12 protein-coding genes are annotated in these 16,379 nt (G+C 66.8%); 6 read left to right on the forward strand and 6 right to left on the reverse strand.

Annotated features, from left to right (window positions below):
* Positions 1 to 747 (forward strand): basic secretory protein-like protein, encoded by a 747-nt coding sequence (locus ACZLIF_RS17160; protein ID WP_478462134.1) that lies wholly within the window; start codon positions 1 to 3, stop codon positions 745 to 747.
* A 96-nt stretch (positions 748 to 843) separates the two neighbouring features.
* Here ACZLIF_RS17160 and ACZLIF_RS17165 read toward each other — a convergent pair whose 3' ends face one another.
* Positions 844 to 3,135: an NADP-dependent malic enzyme gene (locus tag ACZLIF_RS17165; protein WP_065175119.1), complete on the reverse strand. Its 2,292-nt coding sequence runs from the start codon at positions 3,133 to 3,135 to the stop codon at positions 844 to 846.
* Positions 3,136 to 3,365: 230 nt separating this feature from the next.
* Positions 3,366 to 4,709 carry a dicarboxylate/amino acid:cation symporter gene (locus ACZLIF_RS17170; protein ID WP_053517411.1) on the reverse strand — a complete coding sequence of 448 codons (1,344 nt, stop codon included), beginning with the start codon at positions 4,707 to 4,709 and terminating at the stop codon, positions 3,366 to 3,368.
* 331 nt (positions 4,710 to 5,040) lie between these two features.
* Between ACZLIF_RS17170 and ACZLIF_RS17175 the strand changes: the two genes are divergently transcribed.
* The 4 genes from ACZLIF_RS17175 to ACZLIF_RS17190 all read left to right on the forward strand — a co-directional run bounded on the left by ACZLIF_RS17175 (position 5,041) and on the right by ACZLIF_RS17190 (position 10,683).
* Positions 5,041 to 6,210 (forward strand): OprO/OprP family phosphate-selective porin, encoded by a 1,170-nt coding sequence (locus ACZLIF_RS17175; RefSeq protein ID WP_074899754.1) that lies wholly within the window; start codon positions 5,041 to 5,043, stop codon positions 6,208 to 6,210.
* 68 nt (positions 6,211 to 6,278) lie between these two features.
* Complete coding sequence (locus ACZLIF_RS17180; RefSeq protein ID WP_128989904.1) at positions 6,279 to 8,924, forward strand: hybrid sensor histidine kinase/response regulator; 2,646 nt, start codon at positions 6,279 to 6,281, stop codon at positions 8,922 to 8,924.
* A gap of 538 nt (positions 8,925 to 9,462) precedes the next feature.
* Entirely contained in the window at positions 9,463 to 10,125 is a 663-nt protein-coding gene (locus ACZLIF_RS17185) for a hypothetical protein (RefSeq protein ID WP_128989902.1), read from the forward strand.
* 57 nt (positions 10,126 to 10,182) lie between these two features.
* Positions 10,183 to 10,683: a GlcNAc-transferase family protein gene (locus tag ACZLIF_RS17190; protein WP_128989900.1), complete on the forward strand. Its 501-nt coding sequence runs from the start codon at positions 10,183 to 10,185 to the stop codon at positions 10,681 to 10,683.
* 200 nt (positions 10,684 to 10,883) lie between these two features.
* On the opposite strand, the gene ACZLIF_RS17195 is transcribed toward ACZLIF_RS17190, so the two are convergent.
* From ACZLIF_RS17195 to ACZLIF_RS17210, 4 genes are read right to left on the reverse strand one after another with little or no spacing between them, the layout of a single operon-like run.
* A complete protein-coding gene (locus ACZLIF_RS17195; protein ID WP_128989898.1) occupies positions 10,884 to 11,540 on the reverse strand; it encodes a response regulator in 657 nt (218 codons plus the stop codon).
* Between the two features lie 60 nt (positions 11,541 to 11,600).
* Positions 11,601 to 12,656: an ABC transporter substrate-binding protein gene (locus ACZLIF_RS17200; protein ID WP_478462136.1), complete on the reverse strand. Its 1,056-nt coding sequence runs from the start codon at positions 12,654 to 12,656 to the stop codon at positions 11,601 to 11,603.
* Positions 12,653 to 14,044, reverse strand: coding sequence for a sensor histidine kinase (locus ACZLIF_RS17205; RefSeq protein ID WP_128989894.1), 1,392 nt, complete (start codon positions 14,042 to 14,044; stop codon positions 12,653 to 12,655). Before ACZLIF_RS17205 ends, ACZLIF_RS17200 begins: the two co-directional genes overlap by 4 nt.
* Positions 14,037 to 14,726: a response regulator transcription factor gene (locus ACZLIF_RS17210; RefSeq protein WP_053517418.1), complete on the reverse strand. Its 690-nt coding sequence runs from the start codon at positions 14,724 to 14,726 to the stop codon at positions 14,037 to 14,039. The genes ACZLIF_RS17205 and ACZLIF_RS17210 overlap by 8 nt, the downstream gene beginning before the upstream one ends.
* 457 nt (positions 14,727 to 15,183) lie before the next feature.
* Between ACZLIF_RS17210 and ACZLIF_RS17215 the strand changes: the two genes are divergently transcribed.
* Positions 15,184 to 16,323, forward strand: coding sequence for an OprO/OprP family phosphate-selective porin (locus ACZLIF_RS17215; protein WP_478462650.1), 1,140 nt, complete (start codon positions 15,184 to 15,186; stop codon positions 16,321 to 16,323).
* The last annotated feature ends 56 nt before the right edge of the window (positions 16,324 to 16,379 follow it).

Genomic DNA, 16,379 nt, shown 5'->3' on the forward strand with positions numbered 1-16,379 from the left:
ATGCGCATTCGCCTGCTGCCCCTTGCACTTGCTGCATTCACCCTGCCCGGCATTGCGCTGGCCCAGCCGTCGCAGAGCCGGGCCTTGGATGGCCAGTTCACCCGCGAAGGCGTCACGTTGCACTACCAGGATGCGACCGGTGCGCTGGCCGCACCGGCACGCCAGCGCATCGTCGATACGTTCTATTCCGCCTACCTGCGCGAACGGGCGGACTTCCACCCGGCGGCACCGGCCGAGGTGCACATCGTGATCGATCCGGCCTACGACGGCGTCGCCTACGTGGGCGAGAAGGACAAGGCGAGCACCATCACCATCAACCCGGGCTGGCTGGTGAAGCACCCCGATGACATCGACCTGGTGACCCACGAGGCGATGCACATCGTGCAGGGCTACCCGAGCTACGGCGACACGCGGGTACCGGGCTGGCTGGTGGAAGGCATCGCCGACTACGCCCGCGACCGCTACGGCACGGACAATGCCGCAGCGGGCTGGGCGCTGCCGGAAAAAGTGGGCAAGGGCCAGAGCGTGGAAAGCGGCTACCGGGTAACCGGGGCCTTCCTGAAATGGGCCGAAGCTGGACACCCCGGCTTGGTACTCGCGCTGGACAAGGCCCTGCGCAACGGCCAGTACACCCTGGCGCTGTGGCAGCAGCACACCGGCAAGGGCCTGCCGGCGCTATGGGCCGAGTACGCCAAGCCGCGTTCGGATGCCCCGCCGCCGGCACCGGCACGACGCGGCAAGCGCTGACCGGTAGCGCCGGGCCATGCCCGGCGGAATGCCTGATTTGCCGCGCTGCGCGCTCGCCGGGCATGGCCCGGCGCTACCGATCGCGGTGACGAAGGATTACGCCTTCTTTTCCGCTTCCAGCTGTTTGCGGATCTGCGCATCGACCGCAGCGATGGCGGTCATGTTCAGGATGCGGCGCGAGGTCGCGCTGGTGGTCAGGATGTGCACCGGCTTGTTCACGCCCATCAGGATCGGGCCGATCGCCACGCCATCGGTGAACACACGCACCAGGTTGTAGGCGATGTTGGCCGCTTCCAGATTGGGCAGCACGAACAGGTTGGCGCGACCCTGCAGGGTCGAACCCGGCAGCAGTTTCTGGCGCAGCGCCTCGTCCCAGGCGGTATCGCCCTGCATCTCGCCGTCCACGTTCAGGCGCGGATTGCGCTTGAGCAGCAGCTCGCGGACCTGGCGCATCTTCAGCGCGTCCTTGGAATCGTGGCTGCCGAAATTGGAGTGCGACAGCAGCGCCACCTTCGGTTCGATGCCGAACAGCTTCATGCGGTACGCGGCCTGCAGGGTCGCCTCGCAGATCTGCTCGGCACTGGGATCTTCCTGCACGTGCGTGTCGACGAAGAAGAACACGCCCTGCTGGTTGATGACGCCGGTCATCGCCGAGGTCGAGGTGACCTTCGGCTCCAGCGGCAGCACGCTACGGACATAACCCAGCTTCTTGTGGAAACGGCCGACGATGCCGGTCAGCATTGCATCGGCTTCGCCACGCGCGACCATCACCGCGGCAATCAGGGTCGGCCGCGAACGCATCAGGTTCTTCGCCGCCGCCACGGTGACGCCGCGACGACCGGTCAGCCCGTGGTAGTACTGCCAGTATTCGTTGAAGCGCGGATCATCATTGATGTTGGTGATCTCGAAGTGCTCACCGGCCTTCAGGCGCAGGCCCAGGCGCTCGATGCGCGCTTCGATCACGTCCGGCCGGCCGATCAGGATCGGATGTGCGAGCCCTTCATCGACCACGTTCTGCACCGCCTGCAGCACCACTTCCTCTTCGCCTTCGGCGTAGACCACGCGCTGCTTGTCGGTGCGTGCACGGTCGTACACCGGCTTCATCATCAGGCTGGTGCGGTAGACGAACTGGGCCAGTTTGTCACGGTAGGCGCCCATGTCGGCGATCGGCCGGGCGGCCACGCCCGAGTCCATCGCGGCCTGGGCCACGGCAGCGGACAGCTCCACCAGCAGGCGGCGGTCGAACGGGCGCGGGATCAGGTACTCGCGGCCGAAGCTCGGGGTTTCACCACCGTAGGCCGAGCCCATGTCGGTCGCGGCGCGGCGTGCCAGCGCGGCGATGGCGCGCACGCAGGCGATCTTCATTTCCTCGTTGATCGCGGTGGCGCCCACGTCCAGCGCACCGCGGAACAGGTACGGGAAGCACAGCACGTTGTTGACCTGATTCGGGTAATCCGAACGGCCGGTGCCGATGATCGCGTCCGGACGCGCCGCACGCGCCACTTCCGGCATGATTTCCGGGGTCGGATTGGCCAGTGCGAAGATCACCGGGTCCGGCGCCATGGTCTTGACCATTTCGGCGGTGAGGATGCCGGGCGCCGACAGGCCCAGGAAGATATCCGCGCCGTCGACGATCTCGGCCAGGGTGCGCTTGTCGGTGTCGCGTGCGTAACGCTGCTTTTCCGGGTCCAGATCGGTACGACCGGTGTGGATCACGCCCTCGCGGTCGAACGCCAGGATGTTCTCCGGCTTCAGGCCCAGCTGCACCAGCATGTTGACGCAGGAAACGCCCGCCGCGCCCATGCCCGTGGTCGCCAGCTTCACCTCCTCGATCTTCTTGCCGGTGATCGCCATGGCGTTCAGCACCGCCGCGCCGACGATGATCGCCGTACCGTGCTGGTCGTCATGGAACACCGGGATCTTCATGCGCTCGCGCAGCTTGCGCTCGACCACGAAGCATTCCGGCGCCTTGATGTCTTCCAGGTTGATGCCGCCGAACGTCGGCTCCAGCGAGGCGATGATGTCGACCAGCTTGTCCGGATCGGTTTCGTCCACTTCGATGTCGAACACATCGATGCCGGCGAACTTCTGGAACAGCACGCCCTTGCCTTCCATCACCGGCTTGCCGGCCAGTGCGCCGATGTTGCCCAGGCCCAGCACCGCGGTGCCGTTGGAGATCACCGCCACCAGGTTGCCGCGGGCGGTCAGCTCGCTGGCCTGCTGCGGGTCGGCCTTGATTGCTTCACAGGCGTACGCCACGCCCGGCGAGTACGCCAGCGACAGGTCGCGCTGGGTCAGCATCGGCTTGGTCGCGGAGACCTTGATCTTGCCCGGCGGGGACATCCGGTGGTAATCGAGGGCGGCCTGTTTGAAATCTTCGTTGGACATCGACGTTGGATACATGAATGGGCAAGAGGGACAGGGGATCATACCCCCGTTGGGGCGCCCGGACCTGTCGCTATCCTGTCGCAGGCATGCTGCGACCGCACAATTCCCTGGCGTATGCGACAACCTGGAGCCACCAGCTTCGGCGCTGCCGATGACAGCCATGGGACGCCTTGAAACGCCGCGGGGCCGCACCACTCACGTGACCGGCCCCGCGGTACCACACACCTGGATCAGCCCTTGGCGGGCAGTGCCTCCGGCACGGCATCGACCGGCGGCGGCAGTTCGCTTTCGCGACCATCCAGCGCCAGCTTCAGGCGGTCACGGTCCAGTGCGCCTTCCCAGCGCGAGACCACCACCGTGGCCACGGCATTGCCGATGAAGTTGGTCAGCGAGCGGCATTCGCTCATGAAGCGGTCCACGCCGAGGATCAGCGCCATGCCGGCCACGGGCACTTCCGGCACCACGGCCAGGGTGGCCGCCAGGGTGATGAAGCCGGCACCGGTGACGCCGGCCGCGCCCTTGGAGCTGAGCATGGCGACCAGCAGCAGCGCGATCTGGTGGCCCAGGGTCAGTTCGGTGTTGGTGGCCTGGGCGATGAACAGCGCCGCCAGGGTCATGTAGATGTTGGTGCCGTCCAGGTTGAACGAGTAGCCGGTGGGGACCACCAGGCCCACCACCGACTTGCTGCAGCCGGCCCGCTCCATCTTCTCCATCAGCGACGGCAGCGCCGACTCGGACGAAGAGGTACCCAGCACCAGCAGCAGTTCGGCCTTCAGGTAGCGCGCCAGCTTGAACACCGAGAACCCGCACAGGCGGCAGACCACGCCCAGGATGACCGCCACGAACAGGAAGGCGGTGATGTAGAACGAACCGACCAGCCAGGCCAGGTTGATCAACGACCCCACGCCGTACTTGCCGATGGTGAAGGCGATCGCGCCGAAGGCACCGATCGGAGCAGCCTTCATCAGCATGTGCACCAGCTTGAACACCGGAGCCACCAGCGCTTCGAGGAAGTTCTGGATCGGCTTGCCCTTCTCGCCGACCGACGCCAGCGCGATGCCGAACAGCACGGCCACGAACAGCACCTGCAGGATGTTGCCGTCCACGAAGGCGCTGATCAGCGTCTTCGGGATGACATCCATCAGGAAGCCGACCAGGGTCAGGTCATGCGACTTCTCGACGTAGCTGTGCACCGCGGTCTGGTCCAGCTCGGCCGGGTTGATGTTCATGCCCGCGCCAGGCTGTACCACGTGGGCCACGATCATGCCCACGACCAGCGCCAGCGTGGAGAAGAACAGGAAGTAGGCCATGGCCTTGGCGAACACGCGGCCGACCGTACGCAGATGGGTCATGCCGGCAATGCCGGTGACGATGGTCAGGAAGATCACCGGCGCGATGATCATCTTCACCAGGTTGATGAAGGCATCGCCGAGCGGCTTCATCTTCTCGCCGATCAGGGGTTCGTAATGGCCGAGGATGGCGCCCAGGACGATCGCCACGATCACCTGGAAGTACAGCTGGCGGTAGATCGGCAACGGCTTTGCAGGCGCCGGGGCAGCGGTCGGGATGTGCATGGCGGACTCCGGGGAAGGGCGTTTTCAGGCACGTATGGCCCCGGAACTGCATGGGAGCCGATACCGTGGAAGCTGGTCACCGCCCCCTCGCTCCACGCGCAGGGTGGCGACCAATGGACGCCTTTGTACGCGCCGGGCACGCCAACGCAGATAACCTATTGGTACTAGCCCCCCGGTTCAGGTGGCCGGGACCCCTAAACTGGCCCGGCATCGCACCGCGCCGGGAGGCCGGTGGCGCGGGCTGAACGGCCCGCAGCGTCCCTGCCCAAGTTCCGGCCCTGGCGGCCGTTGTTGTCCTGACCCTACGCAATCCGAGAGAGCCGCACCCAACATGCGCCCCATTCCCACCCTGCTGGCCCTGTCGCTGGCCGCCCTGCCCGCCTTCGCGTCCGCTGCCGATTTCGACAACTGGCCGACCAAGTACGCGTTCGGCGACGGCACCGAGCTGGCGGCCACCGCCAACATTGCCTACGACTACAACGATTTCTCCTCCGGCAGCGGTCTGGAGGATGACGATGCCGTGCGCCGCAAGGAATTCGGCGCCACACTGAAGAAGAAGGGCGTGTACGACGCGATGGTGTACTACGACTTCCAGGCCGACACCTGGCTGGACGTATTCCTGCGCCTGGAGAGCAAGGCCTTCGTGGGCCGCGACATCGGCCGCTTCCGCTTCGGCTACATGAAGACGCCGGTCGGCCTGGATGCCAACACCTCCTCGCGCGCCGGTACCTTCCTGGAGACCGCGCTGCCGGTGCAGGCGTTCTACGCCGGCCGCCGCACCGGTGTGGAATGGGTGCTTGAGCGCCCGCAGTACCTGCTGCAGGCCGGTGCCTACGGCGGCAAGGACCTGCAGGGCGACAACCCCGGCACCACGCAGGCGGTACGTGCGGTGTGGACGCCGGTGAAGGCACCGGGCGATGTGATCCACCTGGGCCTGGCCTACTCGCAGGAAAACCCGCGCGGCTACCGCGATGGCCGTGACGTCCATCACGAGGCCAGCGCACGGTTGCGCGCGCGCCCGGAAGCCGGCCTGACCGACATCCGCTACGTGGATTCCGGCGCGCTGGTGACCGCCGACCAGATCCGCCGCACCGGCCTGGAAGGCATCTGGATCCGTGGCCCCTTCTCGCTGCAGGCCGAAGCGCTGCAGGCCACTGTCACCCGCAACGACGGCAAGCCCGACTACACCGGCCACGGCCAGTACGCGATGGCCAGCTGGGTGCTGACCGGCGAGTCCCGTCCGTACAACGCCGGCGCCGTGGCCAACATCAAGCCCGCCCACGACTACGGCGCGGTCGAGCTGGTGGCACGCTACAGCCGCCTGGATCTGGACGACGGCAGTATCCTCGGGGGCCGTCAGCACGACCTGACCCTGGGCGCGAACTGGTACCTGACCAGCCATTTCAAGTTCCAGGCCAACTACGTCAAGGTCGATGCCAGCCGCCGCGGTGTGCACAGCACCCCGGAGATCTTCGAACTGCGCGCACAGATGCACTTCTGATCCGCGCCACGGTGCGGAATCCGGCGGGCATGCACGTCATGCCCGCCCTCACTGCGTAGACTGCCGCCATGTACTGGCTCGGCCGCCACCGGATGCTGCTGCTGACCCTCCTCGCGCTGGCCGGAGGCACCGTGCTGTGCGCGATCGCGGCGGGCCACTACGCGTGGCGCAGCGCCCTGGCGGCCGAGAGCACGCAGGTCCAGCGCCAGCTGCAGCTGTACGGCCAGGGCCTGCAGCAGCGTATCGACCGCTTCGGCACCCTGCCGCAGGTGATGGCACTGGACCCGGACCTGCTGCGCGTACTGCGCACGCCGCCCTCGCCCGCCGAGCGCCAGCAGCTGAACCTGAAACTGCAGCGCGCCAACCAGGTCACCCGAACCTCCACCCTGACCCTGGTCGGCCGCGATGGCGTCGCGGTCGCGGCCAGCAACTGGGACCAGCCGACCACCAACGTCGGCGAGGACTACAGCTACCGGCCCTATTACCAGCAGGCCCTGGCCCACGGCCGCGGCCGCTTCTACGGCATCGGCATGACCACCGGCGTGCCCGGCTATTTCATGTCCGAGGCGATCGTCGACGACCGCGGCCAGCGCATCGGCGTGATCGTGATCAAGATCGAGCTGTCGGCACTGGAACAGGAGTGGCTGAACAGCCCGGACGTGGTGCTGGCCAGCGACAACCATGACGTGGTGTTCCTGTCCAACCGCGATGCCTGGCGCTACCGCCTGCTGCGGCCGCTGGGCGCGGACGAGCGCCGCGAGATGCTTGATGCCCGCCAGTATGCCGACCGCTCGTTGCAGCCCCTGCGGGTGCGTACCGAGGATGTGCTGGCCGATGGTGGCCGCATGGTGCGCCTGCTCGACCCGGTGCTGCCGCAGGCGATGCTGTGGCAGAGCCTGGCGCTGCCCGACGAACACTGGAACCTGCATCTGCTGCACGATGCCAGTGCCGCCACCAGCGCCGGACGCGGTGCCGCCCTGGCCGGCGCCGCTGCGTGGCTGGCACTGGGGTTCCTGCTGCTGTTCGTGCAGCAGCGCCGGCGCCTGGCCCGGCACCGCCAGCGCAGCCGCAGCGAACTGGAAACCCTGCTCAAGCAGCATGCACAGGAACTGCGCACCGCCCAGGACGGATTGCTGCAGGCTGCCACCGATGCCGACAGCGGCCTGAGCCGCAGCCTGGAGCACCTGCCGCAGGGCGTGGTGATCATTGATCGCGAACAGCGCCTGGTCGCCTGGAATTCGCGCTATCTGGAACTGTTCCGCTTCCCGCCGGGGCTGGTCCGTGTCGGCCGGCCCATCGAAGAGTTGTTCCGCTACAACGCACGCCGCGGCCTGCTCGGGCCGGGGCCGATCGACGAGGCCATCGAGCGTCGCCTGAACCACCTGCGCAGTGGCCGCCCGCACATGCGCGAGAGCGAAAAGGACGATGGCACCGTTCTGGAGATCCGTGGCAATCCGCTGCCTGATGGCGGCTTCGTCACCAGCTACGCCGACATCACCAGCTACAAGAACGCTGCACGCGAACTGCGGTCACTGGCCGATGCGCTGGAACACCGCGTGGCCGAGCGCACCCATGACCTCGACGAGGCCCGCCGCGAAGCCGAACAGGCCAACCGCTACAAGACACGTTTCGTCGCATCCGCGGTGCACGACCTGCTGCAACCGTTGAACGCCGCGCGCATGTTCGTCTCCGTGCTGCGCGGCAAGCTGACCGACCCGGCGCAGCAGCAGACCACCGACCACATCGATGCCGCACTGGCCGCGCAGGATGCCATCCTCAACAGCCTGCTCGACATCGCGCGACTGGAGTCAGGCAGCCTGCCCACGCGCGTGCATGCGTTCCGGCTGGGCCCGCTGCTGCAGACGCTGGCACGCGAGTTCGGCATCGCCGCGCAGACACGCGGGCTGGTCGTGGACTGGGTGGATACCCGCGCGGTGGTGGTCAGCGACGAAGCACTGCTGCGCCGCATCCTGCAGAATTTCCTGTCCAACGCACTGCGCTACAGCGAGCGTGGCCGGGTGCTGCTCGGCTGCCGCCGGCGCGGAGACCAGTTGTGGATTGAAGTGCATGACCAGGGCCCCGGCATTCCTGATGCGCTGCAGGGTGAAATCTTCGAGGAATTCCGCCGTCTGCACGATGGTCACCAGCGCGGCGCCGGCCTGGGCCTGGCAATCGTCGACCGTATCGGCCGCCTGCTCGGCCATCCGATCCGCCTGCGCTCGCAACTGGGGCGAGGCAGCGTGTTCGCAGTGGGCGTACCTCTTGGCGATGCCAACGCGATTCCCGCTGTTGCGCAGGCACCGGCGCAGGCACAGGAACCGGCGGCAGACAATCCGCTGCGCGGCCGCCGCGTGTGGGTGATCGATGATGATCCGCATGTCTGCGCTGCCAGCCGTGCCCTGCTGGAGCGCTGGGGATGCGAGGTGGTGCTGGCCGATGGCCCCCAGGCCGCGCTGCAGCTGGCCGGCGTGGGGTCCGTCCCGGAGCTGGTGCTGCTGGACGTTCGCATGGGCGACCATCACGGGCCGGTGCTGTACGAAGTGCTGGCCGAGCACTGGCAGGCACGGCCGCCGGTGGTGCTGGTGACCGCCGAGCGCGACGCAGGTCTGCGCGAAATGGCGGCCGAACGAGGCTGGGGCATGATGGCCAAGCCGGTGAAGCCGCCGGCGCTGCGGGCGCTGATGACACAATTGCTGCTGCGACATCGCGGGTAGCGCGGTTCCGCCACGTAGGGCACCGCTGCACACTCCCCGAATGGCATCGTACTCCGCAGATTCCGCTCACGTTGCGCAGGCCATTGTTCGCGCGATACCGGCCGGGCGGGAAAGCCCAGCATGCCCCTCAGATGGGTATGGATGCGCAGTACACAGAAAAATGCGGAATGAAGACAGGTAGTTTCCCGACTGACATGCGCCGCAGAACGGAGGACCATCTCGTGACCTGGCCGATCGGGCGACCACACTCAGCGCAATGGATGGACAAACGTCATCCTGGCAGCGTCGTTCTGGCAGCAGGCCTGGCAATGACAGACAGCGAAGCGCGTGCAGAAAGCGAAACGATCTTCAACGGCGTCAGGTATCGCTGCACAAACAGCTGTGTCGTCACTGTCGGCACAGCCGGAAACTGGAGAGTCACCGACTGCTGCGGCGGAAGAGTGAAGACTGTGTTTCAGACAACTCGTCCGCCGGACTGCAACGGTCCCTTCGATTGCCCTCTGGATTGACTGCCGCGACCCACGACCGAGGATCCACCGTGCGCTTCCCTGACATATCCCGCTCAATCATGCCGTTCGCTCATCTGGCCACTGCAATGCTGCTTTGCTTGTCCTGTGCAGGGTGCACCGACGACAGAACCTCAGACCCCAACGCCAGTCATCGAAATGCGGCGGCGGGACCGGAGCTCAATCAAGACGGATCAAATGCTGCCAGCACAGAACCGCCAACCAAGCGGCCGACAACAGACATTCCGGCGGCGACCATCCAGCACGCAGCATCATCACCCGGGCATCTGCGTTCAGAATCCATGCTCATGTTCGAGCATGGCATCTCAGGCCAGGCTGCTGAAGACCTCCTGCACTCCAGCAGAAGCATGTCAGATGCGATGGATCGCATGGACAAGGACGCTGCGTCCATCCCCGAAGCGCAGGATCTGACCAGGCACTATCGGTCATCACTCACGCGCGCAATGGGTCAGGAGGCCGTACTGGAGCAGCTGTCATGCGGCCTGACCATCTGCCTCGGCATCGCCCGGGCCCGAAGCAACGCCGAGCATGAAGCCTGGGGCCGCAGGTTCGCATCGGATGCATCCTCACCCACCTTCAGCTACGCCGAAGCTTCTGAGAATCTTGGCTCGAGCTACCAGAACAGATTCATCTTCTCCACCGATCCTGCAGCGAACTCGATCGGCGGAAACTGATGGATCAATCAGACTGAAGCATCCCGTTGCATCAGGCCACGAACAACACCCTCTCCGATGAATTTGAAGAAAACAATCTTCGTGCAGATACCGAGCTATCGAGACCCACAGCTGGTGCCCACGCTGAAGGACATGATAGAAAACGCCACCTCGCCATCCCGGTTGCGCATTGTTGTCTGCTGGCAACATGGAGCAGAACAGGATATTCAGATCTTCGAAGCAGCTGGATTCGAACTGATCGATACAACAGACAAAGAAGGCACGACGGTCCACTGCCTTCGGAGGCACGGGGCCAGCATCGAGTTGATCGACATAGATTACGTCCACGCCAAGGGATGCGGCTGGGCCAGAAACATGGCGCAGCAGCGCTATCGGGGTGAGGACTACAATCTTCAGATCGACTCACACCACCGCTTTTCAAGCGATTGGGACGCCAAGATGATGAGCCTGCTCGAGCTTCTGAAGGCGCGCTCACCAAAACCACTTCTGACAGGATACCCCCCAGCTTCGATCCTGGCACCTACCCTGCGGGACGGCAGGAATTCTCCGCCGCAATGATCTTCGACGCTTTCTCACCAACTGCCGTAGTCAGATTGCGATCTGTCCCCCTTCCGCCCCCGGCCCATGCTGACACCGCGTTCGGAGCGAAATTCCTCGCCGGCCAGCGCACCGACAGATCATCAGCTTTCAGTTTTCGTTGAAGAGGTTCTTGCCTGACTGCAGCAGACGAAGCATCGCCGTCTGGATGCCTGCCTCCATCAGCCATTCAATCCTGTCCGCGCATCACCTTCCGGCTCAAGCGCCTTCACCAGCACCGCGGCCTGCGTGCGGCTGTGGCATTCGAGCTTCTTCAGGATCGCGGTGACATGCACCTTCACCGTGTTTTCGGCCAACCCCAGCGTGTAGGCGATCTGCTTGTTGAGCAGGCCATCGGCCAGGCACAGCAGCACCCGGAACTGCTGCGGTGTCAGCTGAGCCAGGCGGCTGGCCAGCAGTGCATCGGCCTCAGAACGCTCGGCCGCCATCGCCGGGAACCACAGGCCACCTTCCAGCACCGCCGTCACCGCCTCGCCAATGGTCTCGGCGGGCGCCGACTTCGGAATGAAACCGGCTGCGCCGAACTGCTGCGCGCGCCGGATCACCCGTGGATGATCGTTGGACGACAGGATCACCACCGGAATGTCCGGATGCGAGCCGCGCACGTGTAGCAGCGCGGAGAAACCGTGGGCACCGGGCATGGTCAGGTCGAGCAGCACCAGGTCCACGTCAGGATGCGCATCCAGCGCCTCGGCGAGCGCGTCGGCACTGGCGACCTCGCGCACCTGGGCAAGCGGCAGGCTCTGCCGCAATGACTGCACCACCGCCGAACGCAGCAACGGGTGGTCATCGGCGATCAGGATGGTGTATTCGCTCATGCGGCCATTGTACGGGCAGCGCACTGCATCCGCCGGGCATGGCCCGGCGCTACCAGGGCATCAGCGCCCGGCGGGCTCCACGCTGCTGCGCCAGGCATCGAGGAACTGGCGCCGCTTGAGCGCGTCCAGGTAGACCAGCAGTCCCGGCCCGAGCTGGATCGGGCGTCGGCTGCGACCGGGCGCATCATCGCGCCGGGCATCGCTGCGCACGATCGGCATCAGCCGCGCCTCGCGCGACAGCACCTGCTGGCCACGCGGCGACAGCAGGTAATCGAGGAAACGCCGCGCCTCCTCCGGATGCGGACCGGTGCGCGGGATCACGGCCGTGCGCAGCACCACCAGCGTGTAGTCCTCCGGCTCGATGATGGCCAGTGGCGCGCCGGCATCGATGCGCGCCTGCGCGTACGAGCCGAGCACGTTGTAGACCAGCGACAGCTGGCCGCTGGCAACCTTGTCCAGCAGCACCCCGGTGCGCTCCTCGCGAACCACCTCGTTGTCGCCGAGCGCCCCGAGCAGCGCACCGGCAATGCTGCCACGCTGCGCATCCTGCGTGGCCAGCAGGTAGCCCACGCTGCTGCGTTCGATGTCGTAGGTGCCCACCCGTCCGCGCAGGGGCGCGCCTTCCGCGCGCAGCAGGTCCAGCAGCTGCCGGCGTGTATGCGGCACCTTGGCAGCAGGCAATGTGCGCGTGTTGTGGACCATCACCACCGGCTCGTAGCTGATCCCGAATGCCTCGCCCCGCCACTGTGCCCAGGCCGGCAGCGCCGCGGTCTGCGCCGAGCGGTGTGGCAGGGCATGACCGTCATTGACCAGCTTGGTCTGCAGGTCCATGCCGCTGGAGATCAGCAGATCCGGCGACGCAGGGCGGGTGCGGTCCTGCAGGTAACGCGCGTACAGATCCTGGGTGATGATGTCCTCGTACACCACTTCCGTGCCGGGATGCAGCCGCTGGTAGTCGGCGATCACCACGGCGAACACCTCGATGTCGGTGGTGCCGTGGATGCGCAGCTGGGCAGTGGCGGTCTCACGTGCGGGGAAACGGCGCACATCGCCGGGTGCAGCCTGCGCAGGCAGAGCCAGCAGCAGCGCGATGACGGCGGCTAACAGGCGGATCATGGGTTGCTCCGGGGCAGGCGGATGGTGGCGATCAGCCCCCCCTGCGGGCGGTTGCTGAGGTCGATATGGCCTGCATGGCTGTCGATCACGCGTTTGACGATGGCCAGCCCCAGACCGGCGCCACCGGATGGCACGCCTTCGCCACGGGCGAATCGCTCGAACACCCGTTCGGCGTCGGCCGCGGCGATGCCCGGGCCGTGGTCGGCAATGGTCAGCACCGCCTGGCCGCCCTCGACCGTCAGTGCGATCTGCAGCGGGCCATCGCCGCCGTACTTCAACGCATTGTCGACCAGGTTCTTGATCGCCTCGCGCAGCAGCAGCGCATCGCCGTGCACATGCACCTGCTCGGAGGTAACGGCCAGCTGCACGCGGGGCACGGGACCGGCCTGCGGCAACGCCTCGTGCAATGCCTGGTGCACGGCTTCCGCCAGGTCCACCGGCGCGAACCGCTGCAGATGCGAACGGTGGATGACGCTGGCATCGCTGAGCAGCTGGTTGAGCAGCCGGCTCATGTGCGTGGCATTGCGCTCGATGGCCTGCAGGCTGCGCCGCATGTCCTGCGGGTCGTCATCATCCAGCGCCAGCTGCGCCTGCGCGCGCAGGGCGGCCAGCGGGGTACGCATCTGGTGCGCGGCTTCCGCCATGAACGCGCGCAGGGTCTCGTTGCTGCTCGACAGCCGCTCCATGAAGCGGTTCAGCGCCGCCACCATCTGGTCCATCTCACGGGGCACACGTGCATCCAGCGGCTTCAGGTCCGACGGTTCACGGCGCGAGAGTTCGCGTTCTACCCTCACCAGTGGCCGGAATGCACGGTGTACACCGAAGGCGACCAGCGCCAGCAGCAGACCGGACAGCACACCGATCGCCAGCAGCGACCGGTTGACCATGTCCTGCGCCACCGCCTCGCGCGCGCGCCGGGTCTGGCCGACCTGCACCAGCACCTCCCCCTGCGCGGACGCAGCAGCGAAGCTGCGGCCCACCACCACGAAGCGCACGGTCTCACCGCTGTAGCGCGCATCGAAGAACTGCGGTTGGCTCCCCGGCCGCCGGGGTGGCACCGGCAGGTCGCCGTAGCCAGTGATCAGCGTGCCGCGACTGTCCGCGACGCGGTAGAACACCCGGTCCTCCGGCGCCATCGCCAGCAGGTCGAGCGCCGCGTACGGCAGGTCGACCTGCCATTGGCCATCGGCCAGCGCCACCGAATCCGCGATGGACAGTGCAGAGGACGCCAGCAGGTGATCGTAGGAGCGATTGGCCGCACGCTGGCCGTAGTCGCGTGCGGCAAACAGCAGGGCGACTGCGAACACCGCCAGCAGCGCACCCAGATACAGCAGCAGGGTCCGCCGCAGCGAACCCGGCGCGGCCGCTGCCGGGCGCGCGTCAGCCATCGCTGTCCACGCCTTCGTCGCGGGCCTCGAGCAGGTAACCGACGCCGCGCACGGTCGTGATGCGCAGCGGCGCGTCGGCGAGCTTCCTGCGCAGGCGGCCGACATAGAGCTCGATCGCGTTCGGCCCGGCCTCGTCATCGAAGCCGAACAGGCCGTTGCCGATCTCATCCTTGCCGACCACGTGGCCCAACCGGCCGACCAGGATTTCCAGCAGACGGTACTCGCGGTTGGGCAGCTCGATGGGCTCGCCATCCAGGGTGACCCGATGCGCAGCATTGTCGAACTGGAAGCCGCCCACCTGCACCACCTCACTGGCCTGGCCGCGGGCCCGTCGCAGCAGCACGCGGCAACGCGCCTCGAACTCGCGGAAGTCGAAGGGCTTGCCGAGATAATCATCGGCACCCACGTCCAGCGCCTGCACGCGGTCCTCGATGCCGTCGCGCGCGGTCAGCATCAGCACCGGCGTGCTGTCGCCGCGCTCGCGCATGCCGGCCAGCACGCGTAGCCCATCAAGCTTGGGCAGGCCGATATCCAGCACCACCAGATCGAAACTCTGGTAGCGCAGCACGCTTGCAGCGGCCAGGCCATCGGCCTGCCAATCCACCGCGTGCCCACTGCGGCGCATGCGACGGATGATCGCATCGGCCAGATCCGGGTTGTCTTCAACCAGCAGCAGGCGCATGGGGACAAGCGTGGGAGGGGAAGCGAATGCTACCGCATGCCGCCCGGCCTGCCCGCCGGGCATGGCCCGGCGCTACCCGGCATCGCGCGGGGATACATCCGCCGGGCATGGCCCGGCGCTACCGGGCATCGCGGGGATGCATCCGCCGGGCATGGCCCGGCGCTACCCGGCATCGCGGGGATACATCCGCCGGGCGTGGCCCGGCGCTACCGGGCGTCGCGGGGGGATGGATGGACCGGCGCGACCGGGCAGCCTGCACGGGGGTAGCGCCGGGCCATGCCCGGCGAGCGCAGCGGCCGCTTTTACGCTGCAACGCACAAACCGCTGACAGGCGGATGACAGCTTGCGCGACCCAGACTGCGGCCGCGCACCATCCGGTGCCCACGATTGCCGCGCGCCTGGCGCGCACCTGGGAGGGTTTGTGGAATTCACGTTTGCCTGGCCGCGTTCCGCCGCCATGATGGCCCTGGCTGCGTTGGCCGCGCCGGCCTTTGCCGCTGAAGACGAGCGGCCGGTCACCGCCACGCTGGGCGGTCGCCTGCACCTGGACTTCGCCACGTTCGACAATGACAACCGCGGTACGCCGAACAAGGATGACACCGAGATCCGCCGCGCCTGGCTGGATGTCTCCGGCAGGTTCTTCGTGGTCGACTACAAGATGGAAGCCGACTTCTCCGGCGACCGTGTAGAAGCCAAGGACGTCTACCTGGCACGCAGCTTCGGCAAGGCCGGCAAGCTGACGGTCGGCCAGTTCAAGCAGTACTTCTCGCTGGATGACCGCACCAGCTCCAACTACGGCAGCTTCCTGGAGCGCGGCAATGCCGGTACCACGCTGGCGCCGCTGTACCGGCTGGGTGCCTCGTGGCAGGCCAATCCGGGTGACTTCACCTGGGCCGCCAGCGTCTACAGCCTGGAGAGCATCGATGCCTGGCAGGTGAAGGGGCGCGCCGTCGGCGGCCGCGTGACCTGGGCGCCCTCGCCCAGCGACGGCGATGTACTGCACCTGGGCCTGTCGCTGGCCCGTGAGGCGTACGACAACCCTGGCGCCAACGGCGTGCCGGCACTGCGCATCCGCCCGCGCCCCGCCGGCCATCTGTCCGATGAGAGCCGCCTGACCCTGGTCGATTTCTCCGCAGGCCGCGATACCGACGTCAACAAGTGGTCGCTGGAGTACGCCCAGGTCCGTGGCCCGTTGTCATGGCAGGGCGAGTTCAGCGGCGCGACCTTCGATGACGGCGCCCAGCGCGGCGACGTCATGGCCGGCTACGGCATGCTCAGCTGGTTCGTTACCGGCGAGAGCCGCGCCTACGACCGCAAGACCGGCCGCTTCGCCAGGGTGAAGGACATCCGTCACAAGGCCGGTGCCTTTGAAGTCGCGCTGCGCTACGACCGGATGTGGGGCGCGCAGCACCTCGACGGCGCTCCCGACCTGCGCCGCGGCAGCACCGAAGCCTGGACGCTCGGCGGCAACTGGTACCTGCGCGACAACCTGCGATTCATGCTCAACGTCATCGAAAGCCGCAACCGTGACCGCCTGGCCGGGATCACGGTGGACCGCACGCGCGCCGTGACCGGCCGCCTGCAGTACGACTTCTGAGCCTCTTCCGCGCCCGCCCCTCCCTTTCCCACGTCCTGTTTTCTCAAGGAGTCCGC

The organism is Stenotrophomonas sp. 2201_Sma, assembly GCF_056486685.1.